Origin of the sequence: Bradyrhizobium frederickii, assembly GCF_004570865.1 — a bacterium.
GTDB lineage: Bacteria > Pseudomonadota > Alphaproteobacteria > Rhizobiales > Xanthobacteraceae > Bradyrhizobium > Bradyrhizobium frederickii.
The window spans coordinates 121,187-136,604 of sequence record NZ_SPQS01000006.1; the positions used below are offsets into that span (position 1 = coordinate 121,187).

Below are 15,418 nucleotides of genomic sequence, written 5' to 3' on the forward strand. Positions count from 1 at the left end.
GCCGCCACGTCAGGCTTTCGCAAGCGCCTGGAACACCGTTTCGGGGGCGTGCGCAATCACCGCGAGCAGCGCGCGGGCCGGCCCCCGCGGAGCCCGCTTGCCCTGCTCCCAGTTGCGGATGGTCTCGACGGGAACGCCGAGCTTGGCGGCGAACTCCATCTGGGTCAGGCAGGCGCGGCGGCGCAAATCGCGCACCGCGAGCGAAGAGGTGTCGCCAGGCGCGACTGGGGCCGTGGGCTCGACCGCAGACGGCTGGACTGGAAATTCCTGTCCGTCCCGCAACTCAACGACCCGTCCGTCCGCCTTCAGCCGCAACCGCATGTCCAGTCCCCCAAGCGCGGGCGATGATGCGGCAGGTCGCTTAAGTTCGGATTAAAGATGGGTTGCTGTCATTCCGGGGCGCCCGAAGCGCGAGCTATGGTGCGCAATTGCGCACCTGAGAATCCATCGTGCACCGGAGAATGTCGACAAATGGATTCCGGGCTCGCGCCAAGTGGCGCGCCCCGGAATGACGGCGGGTGAGACCTACCTCAACCCGAACCACAGCGTCGCAATGCCGAGGAAGGAGAAGAAGCCGACGACGTCGGTGACGGTGGTGACGAACGTTCCCGACGCCACCGCCGGATCGACCCTGACACGTTCGAGCGCCATCGGGATCAGGATGCCGCCGAGCGCGCCGGCGACGAGGTTGCAGATGATCGCGAGGCCGATGACGATGCCAAGGCCCGGAATCTTGAACCAGGCCACCGCCGCAATCCCCGTGATCACCGCGAAGGCGAGCCCGTTGACGAGGCCGACCAGGGCCTCGCGCATCACCACCCGCCAGGCATTGGAGGCGCCGAGCTCGCGCGTCGCCAGCGCCCGCACCGCCACCGTCATGGTCTGGGTCGCGGCATTGCCGCCCTGGCTCGCCACGATCGGCGCCAGCACGGCGAGCGCGACCATCTTCTCGAGCTGCCCCTCGAACAGGCCGAGCACGGAGGATGCGAGGAAGGCGGTGGCGAGATTGACCAGCAGCCAGTTGAAGCGGCCGCGCGCGATGGTCAGGAAGGTGTCCGACAGCTCTTCGTCGCTGGTGACGCCGCCCAGCGCCTTGAGGTCCTCGTCCGCCTCCTCCTCGATGACGTCGACGACGTCGTCGACGGTGATGACGCCGACCAGGCGGTCCTGGGTGTCGAGCACGGGCGCGGCGACGAGATTGTACTTGCCGAACATGCGCGCCACCTCTTCCTGGTCCTCCAGGACGGAGACGCGGCGGCGGTCCTCGTCGGTCAGTTCGGTCAGCGCCACCGGCCGGCGCGCGCGCAACAGCACGTCGAGCGGCACCGCGCCCTGCCAGTGCTGGTCCTTGTCGACGACATAGATCTCGTAGAAGCGGTCGGGCAGATCCGGCGTCTCGCGCATGTAGTCGATCGCCTGGCCCACGGTGAAATCCTGGGGCACCGCGATGAACTCGGTCTGCATGCGGCGACCGGCGGAATTCTCCGGATACAGCAGGCTGCGCTCGAGCGCGACGCGCTCCTTGAGCGGCAGCTTCTCGAGGATCTCCTCCTGTTCCTCGGCATCGAGGGTTTCCAGAAGCTCGACCGCGTCGTCGGATTCGAGCTCGCGGACGCCCTCGGCAACCGTCTCCGGCGGCAGCTCGTCCAGGATCTCCTCGCGGACGGCCTCGTCGACCTCGTTCAGCGCGGAGAAGTCGAAGTCGCGCCCGGTGAGCTCGACCAGGCGGACACGGTCGTCGGGCTCCAGAGCGCCGATCAGATCGCCGAGATCGGCCTCGTGCAACTCGGCGACGCAGGCGCGCAGCGATGCGCTGTCGCCGGCCTCGATCGCCCGGGCAATTTCTTCGACGAATTCGTGCCTGATATCGCCGTCTTCATTGCGCATCGGCACGTGGTCGAGTACCGAATCGGCAGCGGGCGGGGCAACGTCCATATTTTCATCCATGGCGCGCCTCGCCGGTTGACAGGTTGGAACCAGTGGTCTGAGCTGATGGTTCAGGCAATACCCACAAGGCAACTCCGAGCGCAATGACAAAGATGCTTCGACTGAGGTGGACTTCGATGTCGCTGGGCGCGGCCGTTGCGGCGCTCGCCGGCGTCGCCGCGGCGGATGCCGCCGAGTGCCCGCGCAAGGACGCGCTCGGCACCTCCCGCGTGCTGAGCGTTGATGCCAGGACCACGCCGCGCGTGGGCCTGAAGAGTTTTCCGCAGACGCTGCAGCTGGCCGATCGCGAGGTCGTGCTGACCTTCGACGACGGACCGAACCCGCCGACGACCTCGAAGGTGCTGGCGGCGCTGGCGCACGAATGCGTGCGCGCGACCTTCTTCCTGATCGGCCAGCACGCCGCCGAGCATCCCGACATGGTCAAACGCATCGCCCGCGAGGGCCATACCGTCGGCCACCACAGCTGGTCGCATCCATTCATGGCGCATATCCCGTTCGACAAGTCGAAGGCCGATATCGACCGCGGCATCGCGGCCGACGAGATGGCGCTGCACGGCACCTCGACCACGACACCCTCGACGCCGTTCTTCCGCTTTCCCTATTTCGAGTCGACGCAGGCACAGCTCGACCTGCTCCAGTCGCGCGGCATCGTCGTGTTCGGGGCTGATCTATGGGCCAGCGACTGGGAGGAGATCACGCCGGAGCAGGAATTGAAACTCGTCACCGACCGCCTGGCGGCGAGCGGCAAGGGCATCATCCTCTTCCACGACAACAAGGTGCGGACGGCCGCAATGATGCCGGCCTTTCTGCGGTATCTGAAGGAGAACGGCTATCGGGTGGTCCACGTCGTCCCGGCGGGCACGTCACAGAAGAGCGTCGATGCGCGCTGATGCCGGAATGTCACGCCGGCGCAAAATGGGGCGATTTGGGTCCTATTAACACTCTGTTCATGCTACGCCCTGCAAATGGATGGAGACTTTGCCATGGGAATGGTTCTTCGCGCCTGAACCGTTTCCTGCTGTCTCCGACCTACTATGGCGGCCATCGCGCATGAGGGCAGACGGGGTTCATGATCGGAAGTAGCGTTGTGGTGCGGACGCGATCGTGGATCGTCCTTTGCCTCGGTGGTTTCCTTGGGTGTTCGGCCGTCGGATCGCCGGCGCTTGCAGCCGACTGTCCGGGCCATCCGGACGCGCTCGGGACCTCCCGCACCCTCGTGGTCGATCCGCGCGAACATCCGCGCATCGGCACCATGCAGTACCGCGAGACGCTGCCGCTGAAGGACCATGAAGTCGTCCTCACCTTCGACGACGGTCCGCTGCCGAAATATTCCTACCAGGTGCTCAAGATCCTGGCCGACGAGTGCATCAAGGCGACCTTCTTCATCGTCGGTCAGCAGGCCAAGGCGAACCCCGAAGGTGTGCGCAAGCTGGTGGCGGCGGGCCACACCGTCGGCACCCACAGCATGAGCCATCCGCTGACGTTCGACCGGATGCCGAACGAGAAGTTCGAGCCCGAGATCAACGGCGGCATCGAGTGGACCTCGGCCGCGATGACGGACCCGGCGCAGCTCGCCCCGTTCTTCCGCATCCCCGGCCTGATGCGCGCCGAAGGCGTCGAGAATTACCTGATCTCGCGCGGCATCCAGATCTGGAGCGCCGACTTCCCGGCCGACGACTGGCGCCATGTGTCGTCCGACCGCGTCTATCAGCTCGCGATCCAGCGACTGGAAGCCAAGGGCAAGGGCATCCTGCTGCTGCACGACATCCAGGCCCGCACCGTGGCGGCACTGCCGAAGATCATCCGCGACCTCAAGGCGCGCGGCTATCGCATCGTGCATGTGGTGCCGGCGACCGCCGACCGGCCCGCAACGCCGACCAATCCAGTGGAGTGGCTGCTGCATCCGCCGACCGAAACGGTGCCGATCGCGCGCTGGCCGGCTGTGCCGCACTTCGTGTTCGCCGAGAGCCGGACGCTGCCGGCGCCCTCGCTCGCCGACCTCAACGCAAGGACCGAGCATCAGCCGCTGCTGCCGCGCCGGACCAGGGGGCAGATGGATATCGCATCCACCCTGCCCGTGCCCGGCCGCGCTCTCTTTGCGATCCCGGAAGGCTCGGTCGAGGTGCTTCTGTCGACGACATTGTCGCGGCGTGCCGCGACGCGGCTGGCCATGGCGGCCGAGACGCCGCATGCGGCCAGGGGCAAGGTCGCAAAGGGCAAGACCGCCAAGCCCCAGGCTCGGCACACCGCGCATGCGGCACCGGCCGCACCGAACCATGCCGCGCAGATCAAGAGCGCTCCGCCGCGCCCGACCCGCGTCGCCAGCCTGAAGAAACGCGCTTGAGCTTTACGGCCGCAGGATGGCGGCGACGCAGAGCAGCACGATCAGCGCCAGGAAGAACAGGTCCATGTAGGACTTGAGCTCGCCGTCGCGCCGCAGCCGGGCAACGTCGGTGATGACCTGCTTGCGCGTGTTCGTTCCTCCGGAGCCGTCATTGATCGGGCCTTGAAGGCGCCGCGTCTCGGCCTCCAGTCTCTCGATCTTCTGGAAGAAGTAGAACGCGCGCAGCGTCGAGGCCGCGCGCATGGCGGCGTAAACCAGCACCAGGATCGCCAGTGTCGCCCGGTTCGGATATTTCTCCATGAAGTTCAGGCTGAAATAGACCACCGCCATGAAGGCAAAATTGGTCAGGAAGCGGTAGACGAAGCTGAGAATGCCCATGCTGGCTCGAACCTTGAGGAGTGCAACCAAATCGTGCTGCAAATTCGGGATCGGGGACCCGGACCGGAACGGCCGGCCTGGATGCTTAGCGGCCCGTCTACGCCAAGTTCGTTTCAACAAAGATACTGCCGCCCCGCACCCCGCCGCCTTTTAGCCTGACGCGGACATAAGGCAAGCCGGAGCATGGCCCGGTGGCGCTGCCCCGCATGATACCGCAACGGCTCGATGGCGATTTGGCGGAAGTCGCGATAGACTGGGTCCAGTCGCCACATCCGGGGTCTGCCGATGCCGAAGAAGGGAATCACCGGCCACGACGACTGGGTTCTGACCGAGGCCCTCGCGACCGCCCTGGTCGCGCTGGAGCAGCTCGAACCGAAGCACCAGCCGAACGCGCATATGGACGATATCCGCAAGATGCTCTCGAACGGCAAGGAGCCGGCGGAGGTGAGCCTGCACCTGGCCCAGGCCAAATGCCGCCTGTTTCCCGACCTCGATCCGCTGAAGATCTACCGGGAATACGGCATCGGCGAGGAATACGGCTGAAGCGACGGTTTAAGGCTAAGGCCCGCCCGCAACCGATCCCGCGATCGCCATGACCAGCGCGCCGAGATCGATCTTGCCGTCGACGGTGAGCTCTTCCGAGCCTTTCGCATCCTGGGCGCCCGCGATCTTCAGCGCTTGCGGCCGGTTGGCGGCCTGCCGTTGCAGCTCGCCGATGATGGCGTCCTTGAGCTTCTCTTCCAGCATGGGCTCTCGTCCTTCGCGCGCGTTCCTCTCACTCAAGGCAAAGCCGCGCCCTTCGTTCCCTCACGCAAGCCGCCGCGGCAGGCTATGATGGATGTTGCAGGCGGCGACCGCGGCGTGGCCGAACGCGACCGAGATCTGGTGCAGATCGGTGACGACGTCGCCGATGCCGTACAGCCCGCGGACCGAGGTGCGCTGATGGTCGTCGACCTTCAGATAGCGGTCGGGCGTGTGTTCGGCGCCCAGCGCCACCGCGAGCTGCGAACGCACCTCGGCCCCCATCGCAGGATAGACCGTGTCGAATTGCAGCGTCCGGCCGTCGGCGAGGACAGCCGCGACGCCCCCGCCCGCGCGCTGCAAATGCAGGTCGGGCGCGAACACGAGCTCGACGCCGGCATCCAGCAGCTCCGAGGTTGCGCTCTGGTCGTCATCCGGTCCGATCGCGAGCAGCGTCACGTCACGTGAATAGCCGCGCAGGAACAGCGCCTTGCCGGCGGCACGCTGAAGCGGGCCGACGATTCCGATGCGGCCGCCGGTCGCCTCGAAGGCATCGCAGACCGGACAATAGCGTAGCACCCCGTCCGCGACCGCAGCACGCCACTCCCGGAACGGCGGATGGGTGTCGACGATGCCGCTGGCGAGAATGACGGTGGCGGCGGCGTGCGCATCGCCGTTCCAGCTCGCCTCAAAACCATGATGGTGCCGCCGCAACGCGGTGACCTCGGCCTCCGCGCGCGTGACCGCGAGCTCGTCCAGCTGCGCCGACATGCGGGCAATCAGATCCGCGCCTGACAGCCCGTGGACGAAGCCGGGAACGTTGTGGCTGCGCGGGATCAGCGCGGCCCGGCTCGCGCCGGCGTCGACGACGCAGACGTTGCGGCGGAAGCGGGCCAGATAGATCGCGGCCATCAATCCGGCGGGGCCGCCGCCGACGATCAGGCAATCGAACTGCGCCGGCTTCATTTGGGATTCGGATCCGCAAGACCGTCGCCGGGCTCCTGAAGGCGCCCGCTCCTTGCCAGCCGCACGGCGTTGCCGAGCGCATGCGCCGCGTTGCGCACCTCCTGCTGGAATTCTCCGTCTTCATCGAGTTCGCGATGCGAGGTGGCGTATGGCTCCATGTAGCCAACATAGCCGTCGAGCTCGGCGAAGCGGCCCGCCGAAATCAGCTGCATGTCGGTCAGCCAGTCCGACAGAGCGCGGCGCACGCCCTCGGCACCGACGGCATCGCCGTGAACGACGACGCCGAAATGACGGCCGGCGAGATGGCGCGGATACGGCCAGCCCTTCAGCTCCATCGCCTTGGCCTCATCGGCCTTCTTGCCATGCGTCGAGGTCGGATCGGGATTGCCGCCGTCGGCGCAGACCATGCGGTCCATCATCGCCTTGAGGCCTGATGGCACGTGATACCAGTTCACCGGCGTCACGATCAGGATGCCGTGAGCGGCGACCCACAGCGGATAGATCTCGTTCATCCAGTCGTGGGTCTGCCCCAGCGCATAGTTCGGATAGCAGCTGCACGGCCAGTGGCAGAGCGGCATCGCGGTGCCGACGCAGGATTTGCAGGGATGAATCGTCTTGCCAAACTCCGAGGCGAGGCGTGACAGATCGAGGATGTCGACGGCAAACCCCATCTCGGTGAAAACAGGCTCGGCCAGCTTGACCAGCCGCCAGGTCTTGGACATCTCGCCGGGACAGGTGTGCTCGCTGCGGGCCGAGCCGTTGATGAGGAGGATGCGCGGCGTCTCGTCCGCATCGTCGTGCCGTCGCTGCGCTTCCAGGATTCTCGCGCGCGCATCGAGCCAGTCGACGGCGATGTCATAGTCGGGATCGGCAAAGCCCGGGCCCGCCTTCCGCGTCAGCGGCGCCTTGCGCGAATGGCTGTAGGCGTCCCAGGCCGCAGCGGTGATGGCATCGAGCTCGCGCCCGAGCGGCGCAAAGGCGGGATCGACGAACTGCCCCGTGTAACGCCGCTCGAACTCATCGCGCGACAGCTTGACGGGCGGCATCCCCTTGCGAATTTCGGCGTCCCTCATGCGTGCTCCGGCAAAGTCGGCTGTCCGACCAACCCGGCGCGCAGCGCGCGGTTCCCGAAACGCTACTGACGAACCACATCCGGTGGCGCATCGAACTTCGCGATGCGCCGGTCCAGCCGCCACAGCTCGATGCGATGCACCAGCACGAGCGCGGCGGCCTCCCGCTTGGCCTGCTCGTCGTCGTCGCAGACCAGGTTGACGCATCCGAACACCCGCCCGTCCGGATCGATCTGGAAGGCGCGGTAATGCTTGAGGCTCCCCACTAGGATGCTCCTCGTCTCGGGAAGACCGGTGCGCTCAGCCAGTCCGTCAGGTTCGAGGTGATCTCGTTCTGCTTGGCGCGTTGCAGCAGCATCTCGCGCTCCCTGCCCGGTGGCAGGCTGCGTGCGCGCTCGCGGGCGCTTTCGGCGAAGGCTGCCAACCGCTCCTGAAGCGATTGGGTCTGTTTCCTGCGGTTACGTTTGACGCTCATCGGACTTTCACAGCGGATTTCGGATGGAGGAAATCGGCCTCGCAGCTTCCGCCGCGAGAGCCGGTTCCAGCATTTCAATAAGTTAACGCTGCGTGATTTTGCGGAACGCCCCGCTTATGACCGCTGCTTTGCACTGCGCCGGAACCGAAATGCTGATTCGTATGTTCAAGGATGACCTTGAAGGAGGATCATCATGGCGAAAGCAGCATGGAAGCGGCCGGGCTCACCGATCGGCCGCAAGGGACCGCGCAAGGCCAATCCCGCGTACAAGCGACGCACGCGGCAGCCCTGGACGCCCGCGGACGTGAGCAAGTTGAAGCAGCTTGCGAAAGGCAACACGCCCACCGGCGTGATGAGCATCAAGCTTCAGCGCCCGGTCGCGGCCATCCGCAGCAAGGCGCAGCGCGAAGGAATCTCGCTGCGGCCCGCCAACCGCTCGCCCTACAACCGCCGAACCAAGGCGGCGAAGCGGCGTTGACGACAGGCACCGCCGGGTGACAACCGGACACAACGGGGAACGATGGACGTGGCGCTCATTTTTCCGGTTTCTGCCCACGACATCAGCGCATCGGTACGCGCCGACATCTAACCCGTTCCCGGCGCGTGCACCTCACACCCCCGCGCGTGCTACGGCTTTTCCGCGCCGCAACACTCGACGTCATTCAGTCCGGCGGCTGCAGGCCGGGTGAGCGCAGCCATTCGCTCATCTGAGAACCGGTCTCGGCCTGACGTGCCTTGCGCAACATCTCGTCGCGGGCCGCCCCTGGCGGAAGCGAACCTGCTTCTTCGCGCAGCCGCTCAGCCTCAGCAGCCAACCGCGCCTCGAGCGGATCCGTGTGCCTGGATTTGCGCCGCGTCAACATGAACGTCCTCCCTGTTCGTCGGAGCGCGCCGTTGCGTTCTCGGTTCGGTCACGCCACGCCGGTTCGGCGCGGCGAACCGACAACGTTCCCGAAGCGGAGCGGTTGCCTGCGTTCCGCGAAAAAGCCGCCGTCTCACGCTGCTGCCGAGAGCTAATTGTCCTGATTGTCGCGGTGAGCCCTGATCTCCGTGCGGACCATGGCGCTTTCCATGACAGCCAAACGCAGATCGGCGAGGATTTGATCGTGACGCTCCATGAGCAACCGACGCTGCTCCCGCAGCGTGCGGCTGTCATCGATCGCGCGAGCTGCGCGAGATATCAGGGCGTCAGGCATGGCGCCATACTGACATGCCAGCAGAAGCGCGCATTTAAGCAAGTTACTCAAATTGAGCCACCGGCTGAAAATGAGCGCGATGAGGCCCTATATCTTGAGCGTCGACTGGGCGAATTGCCGTTCCAGTTCAGAGCGGGCCAGCCGCACTTCCTTCCTTACGGAGAATCCGGCTGCGTCGGCGCCCGCTCCCCGCCGATCAGCGCCATCATCCGTGCTCTCGGCCGCCCCGATAGAGTTGCAGATAGCTCGGCGAGAACAGGGCCGTGCTCTTGAGCGCGTCGATATCCCTGATCACCAGCGTACGGTCGCGCAGAACGATCAGCCCTGAGGCGCGCAACTCCTGCAGCGTGCGATTGAGATGGACCACCGACAGGCCGGTGGCGTCCGCCAGATCCGTCTGCGTCACCGGCATCGCGCAGCTGTTGCCCTCCGCCATTCCGACGGGGCGAAGCCGCTCGAAGATTTCGCAGAACAGGTGCGCGACGCGCTCGAGCGCGGCGCGACGGCCGAGATTGATGACCCATTCGCGCTGGATCGCGTTGTTGACGAGCATCTCGCACAAGAATGCTTCGGCAAGCGAACGGTCGGCGGCCAGCAGGCTGTCGAAGCGCGCGCGCTTGATCTCGGCGTAGACGACCGGGGTCAACGTCGCGATGGAATGGTCCATGGTCGAGAGCAGGAACGCATGAGCGTCGCAGCTCTCGCCGGGAAAGATGAAGTTGACGATCTGGCGCCGGCCGTCCTCGAGCGCCTTGTAGCGGCAGAGCCAGCCCGACAGCACGATGCGAACGCTGTCGACAGGATCGCCCTCGGAGATCAGGTCCTCGCCGGCTCCGGCGCGCTGCAAGCCCTCGAGCATCGCATATTCAAGCGAGGCGCGCGCTTCCGGCGACAGCGGTCTCAGCGCGTTCAACCGGCGAATCGCCGGTTCCAACAGGCTGCGATCGGCGGTCGATAAGGGCATCAGTCAGCCGCAGAAGGGGTGTGGAAGGAGCCCTTGCTCAATGGAATCGCGATCGTGCATTGCAGCCCCCCCGAATTGAAGGCCAACTTGGTCTGGCCCTTCAACTCGAACGCCAGCGTACGCTCGAGAAGTTCGGTGCCGAAACCCTTTCGCGGTGGCGGCGGCACCTCAGGCCCTCCACGCTCCCGCCATTCGAACATCAATTGTGCCGGCGCCGTGCTTTCGTCAATGCGCCAGGAAACCTCGATGCGGCCCGACGGCTGGCTCAGCGCACCGTATTTCAGCGCGTTGGTCGCAAGTTCGTGAATGGCAAGAGCGAACGTTTCGGCGGCCTTGGGCTGGAAGCGCACCTTCGGGCCGGACACCCGCATCTGCTCGCCTTCGCGCGCATCATAGGCCAGCAATTCCTCGACCACGAGATATTCGAGGTCGACGCCGCCATCGGGATCGCGGGTGACCAGCGCCTGGGTCCGGGCGAAAGCATTCAGCCGGCCGTCGAGATGCGAAGCATATTCCTCCACCGTGGAGCTCGTCTCCGCCGAGCGGCGGGCGATCGAGCGGACCACGCCGAGCGTATTGCGAACCCGATGCTGAAGCTCGGCCAGAAGCAGGCGCTGCCGCTCCTCGGCGCGGGTCATCGCCGTGACGTCGATGAAGGTGATGACGACGCCCGCGATGAAATCGTCGACGCTGCGGTAGGGCAAGACCCGCGCGATATATCTCTTGCCGTCGTCAGGCGCGGTCAGCTCGCGCTCGGCGCTTGCCAGGGTGCGCAGCACGCGGCGGACATCGTCATAGAGCTCCTCGATCGGAACGCGCGCCTTGATGTGAGAGATGGGACGGCCCGCATCGGTCTCCACCAGGTGCAAGACCTGCGTGATCGCGGGCGTGAAGGTCATCACCCGCAGATCGTTATCGAGGAACACGGTCGCGATCTGGGTGCTCTCCAGGAAATTCTTGAGGTCGCTGCTGGCGCGGGTCAATTGCCGGACGCGGTGCGCCAGCTCGCCGTTGACGGTCGTCAGCTCTTCGTTGACCGATTGCAGCTCTTCGCGTGACGTCTCGAGCTCCTCGTTGGCGGACTGAAGCTCTTCGTTGAGCGATTGGTATTCCTCGTTCGAGGATTTCAGCTCCTCGTTCGTGCTTTCGAGCTCCTCGATGGTGGCCTGGAGCCGCTCACGCGTCGCGCGCAGCTCGCTTTCGAGGCGCTCGACATGCTCGGTGCGAATGACGGTGTTGGGCTTGCTGTTGCCGTCCGCGGCCGATGGGGCCGATCCGTCCTTGAACAGCGAGGTCGCAGCGGCCGCGGGCACCTCGTCGAACCCCCGCTTCTCCTCCAGGCGGCGCAAATGGCGGGCATAGACCTGGATGTGCTCGGGAATGTCTTCCGGCGGCAGCACGTAGTCCGCGATCGCCGCCGGCGTGTTGGCATTGAAAGGGCCCGATGTCTCGCTCGCGACCTTCTCGGCGATGGCAAGGCCGCCGTGGTCCTTGAGCGTGGCCGTGCCCAGCGTGCCGTCGCCGCCGGTGCCGGACAAGATCACACCGATGGACTTCTCGGCGCGCTCCTCCGCCAGCGACACCAGGAAGCTGTCGATCGTGGCGCGCTCGCCGGGCGCCTGCTCGGCCTTGCGGATCGCGAAACGCCCGCCCTGGATCGTGGTGATCGTGCCAGGCGGGCACAGATAGATCGTGCCGCCTTCGATCGGATGGCCATGGCCGGGATCGGACAGCCTGCCGCCGCTTGAGCTTTGCACGATCTGGCGCAGCCGAGCCTCGTCGAACCCTTCGTGGTGCTGAAGCGCCAGCACGATCGCCTGGTCGGCGCCCAGGGTCAGCTTGGCGAAGAAACGCTCGATGCTGTCCAGCGCGGTCGGTGAGGCGCCAACGCCGATGACAAGTGGGGACTTGGTCTGGCGCTCTCCCTCGGCTGCTTGCTCGCCGACTTCAGTCATGGACCGGGTAGCTCTCTCACTGGCCGGCACCAACGGGTGCCCGGTGCCTGCAAATAGCAGAAATCAGCGGGATCCTAACAGTTCAAAGACAACAAGGTCACAGAGCCTCCTTGATGTTTCGTCTCCTCTCAGCCCTGGGGTGGAGCCGCGTGGCATCTCGCCGGCTGGGGCGGCGCGCGGCCTTCAGGGCTCCGGCCATGCCGGCAGATCCGGCGGCAGGCGGCTCAGGATCTGCTTCAGCGGCTGGGTCGCTCCCGCCGAGCCACCGATCACGATGATATCGCGGTTGCTCATGGAACCCGTTTTCGATTGCGTCGTTTTGCAACCAAGGCGGAGCCCCGTTTTATGTTCCTACGGGGCGAAGCGGAGGCTGAGGCATCATAACGATGTTGCGTAAATCATCCGGGCAGCCTGCGCCTCTCGCCGGGCGCAGGGTTTTCGTGGTCGAGGACGAGTATTTTCTCGCCGACGACATCAGCGAGACATTCCGGGCGCTGGGGGCCGAGGTGGCAGGTCCCGCCGGGCACATCGAGGACGCTTTCAAGATCCTGCGCGACGGCAGCACGCTGGATGCCGCGGTTTTGGACGTGAACATTCACAACGAGATGATCTTTCCGATCGCCCGCGAGCTAAGGGCGCGCAAGGTGCCGTTCGTGTTCACCACGGGATATGAAAGGATCAACGTCGGCCCGGAATTTCACGACGTGCCGCTGATTGAAAAGCCGATCGATCTTGCGGCGATGGCGCGGAAGCTGGCGGCGCTGATCGCCGATCCCCGGGACGAACAAGGCCCGGGCACGATAAGACCTGGATAAGACTTGAAGACTTGGATAAGGCCTGGCAGTCAGAACAGCCGCGCGAAGGCGAGCCAGGTTGTGACCGCCAGGCACAGGAGAACCGCGACGTAGGGCAGCGCAACGCGCAAGACAGCCTCCCGGCCCCTTAAAGCGCGATGAGATGAGGAAGACTAGTCATCGCGCTCCAGGTTATTTTTGAGCATGATCTTTTCGGAAAAGCGCTGCGCACCTTTCCGGATCATGCTTTAACTCATCATCATCCAGACGAGCGCGCCCATCATCACGAGAAAGCCCGTAATTGCGGTCGCGACAAAGGCCTGCTCGATCCGATCCATTGCCCCGGCCCCTATCCGGCGGGTGCAGCTTGACCGGCTCGGGGCCCGAACGCATTAGGCTATGTGAATCGGCCCCCGGCGCTTTTTCGTCAAATGCCGAGGGCCGTACCTGCCGCCACGGACAGCAGCGGAGCGTTACGTCACGATTTCGCCGTGCCGGGCTCGGCCATCTTGCGATGCTGCCTGGCCAGCATCTCGTTCGGCGTGACATTGGCGACCGTGGTCTGGATCTTGTTCTTCAGGCCGGTGACGATGTCGGCCTCTCCGCGCAGCATCGCATCGAAACCGGCCTTGGCAACGTCGTAGGCGCCGTCCTTCTTCTCGGTGCCGACCCTGGTGTCCATCATGCCGGCGCGGCGGAAGAACTCGGTGTCGGTCGCGCCCGGCATCAGGCAGGTGACGGTGACGCCGCTGTCACGCAGCTCCTCACGCAGCGCAAACGAGAACGAGTCCAGAAACGCCTTGCTGGCGTTATAGGCGGCCTGGAAGCTGCCCGGCGTGAAGCCGGCGATCGAGCCGGTGATCAGGATGCGCCCGGCATTGCGGCGGAGCATCTCGTTGCCGACGCGGTGGATCAGATACAGCGTGCCGGTGATGTTGGTGTCGATCAGGTGCTTCACCCTGGCGAAGTCCTGGTCGAGGAAGGCCCTGCCGAGGCCGACCCCGGCATTGGCGAGCAGTGCGTCGATCGGCCGGTCGCCGACCGCGGCGCACAGCTTGTCGACGCCTTCGGTGGTGGCAAGATCGGCCTCGACCGGCTCCACGCTGCCGCCGAGCCGGCGCAGATCGACCGCCACCCGTTCGATCTGGGGTTCATCCGCGGCGATGACGAGGTTGAAACCGTCCTTGGCACAGCACCTGGCGAGCTCCAGGCCGATGCCGGTGGAGGCGCCGGTGACGACGGCGAGTTGATTGGCGGGCATGGCACATGTCCTTGAGATGGGATGATGACGCCCAATCACTCCGCCGCCATCTCGTTCCAAACAGGCGCGGTGCGAAGAATCGCCCGTCGCTTAGCAACCATCGTTCATTCCTGGACTTAAGTGCCAACTGGTTCAGCCGAGAGGACGAAAGATGAAGGCGCTGGTTTGGCACGGCAAGGAGGATATTCGCTGCGACACCGTCACCGACCCTGAGATCCAGGATTCGCGCGATGCCATCATCAAGGTCACGAGCTGCGCCATCTGCGGCTCCGACCTGCACCTGTTCCACAATTTCATTCCCGGCATGCTGCCCGGCGACATCATGGGCCACGAGACCATGGGCGAAGTGGTCGAGGTCGGCTCCGGCGTCGACGGCAAGCTGAAGAAGGGCGACCGGATCGTGGTGCCCTTCACGATCATTTGCGGCGAATGCGACCAGTGCAAGCGCGGCAATTTTTCCGTCTGTGAGACCACCAACCGCAAGCGCCATCTCGCCGACAAGGTGTTCGGACACACCACCGCCGGCCTGTTCGGCTACACCCACCTGACCGGCGGCTATCCCGGCGGCCAGGCCGAATATCTGCGCGTGCCCTATGCCGACGCCACCCACATCAAGGTGCCCGCCGGCATTCCCGACGAGCAATTGCTGTTCCTCAGCGACATCTTCCCAACCGGCTGGCAGGCCGCGGTGCAATGCGACATCGAGCCGACCGACACGGTCGCGATCTGGGGCTGCGGCCCCGTCGGACAGATGGCGATCCGCAGCGCCATCCTGCTCGGCGCCAACCAGGTGATCGCGATCGACTGCCTGCCCGAGCGCCTCAGCATGGCGGAAGCCGGCGGCGCCACCACCATCAACTTCGAGACCGAGAGCGTCCTAGAACGGCTCCAGGAGCTGACCGACGGCAAGGGCCCGGAAAAATGCATCGATTGCGTCGGCATGGAATCGCATGTGATGGCATCGCTGCCCGACACGCTGCTCGACCGCGCCAAGCAGATGGTGATGGCGGAGAGCGACCGGCCCCACGTGCTGCGCGAGATGATCTATGTCTGCCGTCCCGGCGGCATCATCTCGGTGGCCGGCGTGTACAGCGGCTTGTCCGACATGCTGCCGATGGGCGCCTTCATGAACAAGGGCCTGACGATGCGGACCGGCCAGACCCACGTCAACCGCTGGACCGACGATCTGCTGCGCCGCATCGAGGACGGTGAGATCGATCCGTCCTTCGTCATCACCCACACCGTCCCGCTCGAACAAGGACCGGAGATGTACCAGGTGTTTCGCGACAAGCGCGATTCCTGCGTCAAGGTCGTGCTGAAGCCCTGA

The 15,418-nt window shown here is 65.3% G+C and carries 18 protein-coding genes and 2 pseudogenes; 6 read left to right on the top strand and 14 right to left on the bottom strand.

Annotated elements, in window-relative coordinates; all coding sequences use genetic code 11:
• Positions 1-9 precede the first annotated feature (9 nt).
• A complete protein-coding gene (locus E4K64_RS12235) occupies positions 10-321 on the bottom strand; it encodes a helix-turn-helix domain-containing protein (RefSeq protein WP_167771963.1) in 312 nt (103 codons plus the stop codon).
• Positions 322-525: 204 nt separating this feature from the next.
• Positions 526-1,947: a magnesium transporter gene (gene mgtE / locus E4K64_RS12240; RefSeq protein ID WP_135163730.1), complete on the bottom strand. Its 1,422-nt coding sequence runs from the start codon at positions 1,945-1,947 to the stop codon at positions 526-528.
• Between the two features lie 116 nt (positions 1,948-2,063).
• On the opposite strand from mgtE, the gene E4K64_RS12245 reads away from it, so the two are divergent.
• Both E4K64_RS12245 and E4K64_RS12250 read left to right on the top strand, forming a co-directional pair.
• Positions 2,064-2,837 carry a polysaccharide deacetylase family protein gene (locus E4K64_RS12245; RefSeq protein ID WP_167771964.1) on the top strand — a complete coding sequence of 258 codons (774 nt, stop codon included), beginning with the start codon at positions 2,064-2,066 and terminating at the stop codon, positions 2,835-2,837.
• Between the two features lie 179 nt (positions 2,838-3,016).
• Entirely contained in the window at positions 3,017-4,291 is a 1,275-nt protein-coding gene (locus E4K64_RS12250) for a polysaccharide deacetylase family protein (protein WP_135163732.1), read from the top strand.
• Between the two features lie 3 nt (positions 4,292-4,294).
• Here E4K64_RS12250 and E4K64_RS12255 read toward each other — a convergent pair whose 3' ends face one another.
• Positions 4,295-4,669, bottom strand: coding sequence for a hypothetical protein (locus E4K64_RS12255; RefSeq protein ID WP_126258643.1), 375 nt, complete (start codon positions 4,667-4,669; stop codon positions 4,295-4,297).
• Positions 4,670-4,954: 285 nt separating this feature from the next.
• On the opposite strand from E4K64_RS12255, the gene E4K64_RS40265 reads away from it, so the two are divergent.
• Positions 4,955-5,212 (top strand): hypothetical protein, encoded by a 258-nt coding sequence (locus tag E4K64_RS40265; RefSeq protein ID WP_167771965.1) that lies wholly within the window; start codon positions 4,955-4,957, stop codon positions 5,210-5,212.
• Positions 5,213-5,227: 15 nt separating this feature from the next.
• Here E4K64_RS40265 and E4K64_RS12265 read toward each other — a convergent pair whose 3' ends face one another.
• The 5 genes from E4K64_RS12265 to E4K64_RS12285 all read right to left on the bottom strand — a co-directional run bounded on the left by E4K64_RS12265 (position 5,228) and on the right by E4K64_RS12285 (position 7,921).
• Positions 5,228-5,416: a hypothetical protein gene (locus E4K64_RS12265; protein ID WP_126258644.1), complete on the bottom strand. Its 189-nt coding sequence runs from the start codon at positions 5,414-5,416 to the stop codon at positions 5,228-5,230.
• 60 nt (positions 5,417-5,476) lie between these two features.
• Complete coding sequence (locus E4K64_RS12270; protein WP_135163733.1) at positions 5,477-6,376, bottom strand: NAD(P)/FAD-dependent oxidoreductase; 900 nt, start codon at positions 6,374-6,376, stop codon at positions 5,477-5,479.
• Positions 6,373-7,449 carry a flavodoxin family protein gene (locus E4K64_RS12275; protein WP_135163734.1) on the bottom strand — a complete coding sequence of 359 codons (1,077 nt, stop codon included), beginning with the start codon at positions 7,447-7,449 and terminating at the stop codon, positions 6,373-6,375. Before E4K64_RS12275 ends, E4K64_RS12270 begins: the two co-directional genes overlap by 4 nt.
• A gap of 62 nt (positions 7,450-7,511) precedes the next feature.
• Positions 7,512-7,712 carry a hypothetical protein gene (locus E4K64_RS12280; RefSeq protein ID WP_135163735.1) on the bottom strand — a complete coding sequence of 67 codons (201 nt, stop codon included), beginning with the start codon at positions 7,710-7,712 and terminating at the stop codon, positions 7,512-7,514.
• Entirely contained in the window at positions 7,712-7,921 is a 210-nt protein-coding gene (locus E4K64_RS12285) for a hypothetical protein (protein ID WP_135163736.1), read from the bottom strand. The genes E4K64_RS12280 and E4K64_RS12285 overlap by 1 nt, the downstream gene beginning before the upstream one ends.
• Before the next feature lie 193 nt (positions 7,922-8,114).
• Between E4K64_RS12285 and E4K64_RS12290 the strand changes: the two genes are divergently transcribed.
• The gene (locus E4K64_RS12290) at positions 8,115-8,399 is read left to right on the top strand and encodes a hypothetical protein (protein WP_135163737.1); all 285 of its coding nucleotides are present in this window, start codon (positions 8,115-8,117) and stop codon (positions 8,397-8,399) included.
• Positions 8,400-8,583: 184 nt separating this feature from the next.
• Here the strand turns inward: E4K64_RS12290 and E4K64_RS12295 are convergent, their stop codons facing one another.
• The 5 genes and pseudogenes from E4K64_RS12295 to E4K64_RS41885 form a co-directional block, all read right to left on the bottom strand.
• The gene (locus E4K64_RS12295) at positions 8,584-8,784 is read right to left on the bottom strand and encodes a hypothetical protein (protein WP_135163738.1); all 201 of its coding nucleotides are present in this window, start codon (positions 8,782-8,784) and stop codon (positions 8,584-8,586) included.
• Positions 8,785-8,934: 150 nt separating this feature from the next.
• A complete protein-coding gene (locus E4K64_RS12300) occupies positions 8,935-9,117 on the bottom strand; it encodes a hypothetical protein (protein ID WP_135163739.1) in 183 nt (60 codons plus the stop codon).
• A gap of 205 nt (positions 9,118-9,322) precedes the next feature.
• A complete protein-coding gene (locus tag E4K64_RS12305; RefSeq protein ID WP_135163740.1) occupies positions 9,323-10,081 on the bottom strand; it encodes a Crp/Fnr family transcriptional regulator in 759 nt (252 codons plus the stop codon).
• Positions 10,081-11,370, bottom strand: a pseudogene (locus E4K64_RS12310) (sensor histidine kinase); the annotation flags it as partial. The gene E4K64_RS12305 and the pseudogene E4K64_RS12310, both read right to left, overlap by 1 nt.
• A 138-nt stretch (positions 11,371-11,508) precedes the next feature.
• A pseudogene (locus E4K64_RS41885) lies at positions 11,509-12,036 on the bottom strand (chemotaxis protein CheB); the annotation flags it as partial.
• Positions 12,037-12,422: 386 nt separating this feature from the next.
• Here E4K64_RS41885 and E4K64_RS12315 point away from each other — a divergent pair.
• Complete coding sequence (locus E4K64_RS12315; RefSeq protein ID WP_135163742.1) at positions 12,423-12,851, top strand: response regulator; 429 nt, start codon at positions 12,423-12,425, stop codon at positions 12,849-12,851.
• A gap of 457 nt (positions 12,852-13,308) precedes the next feature.
• Here E4K64_RS12315 and E4K64_RS12320 read toward each other — a convergent pair whose 3' ends face one another.
• Entirely contained in the window at positions 13,309-14,091 is a 783-nt protein-coding gene (locus E4K64_RS12320; protein WP_135163743.1) for an SDR family NAD(P)-dependent oxidoreductase, read from the bottom strand.
• Between the two features lie 151 nt (positions 14,092-14,242).
• Here E4K64_RS12320 and E4K64_RS12325 point away from each other — a divergent pair, with 151 nt between their 5' ends.
• Positions 14,243-15,418 (top strand): zinc-dependent alcohol dehydrogenase, encoded by a 1,176-nt coding sequence (locus tag E4K64_RS12325; protein WP_135163744.1) that lies wholly within the window; start codon positions 14,243-14,245, stop codon positions 15,416-15,418.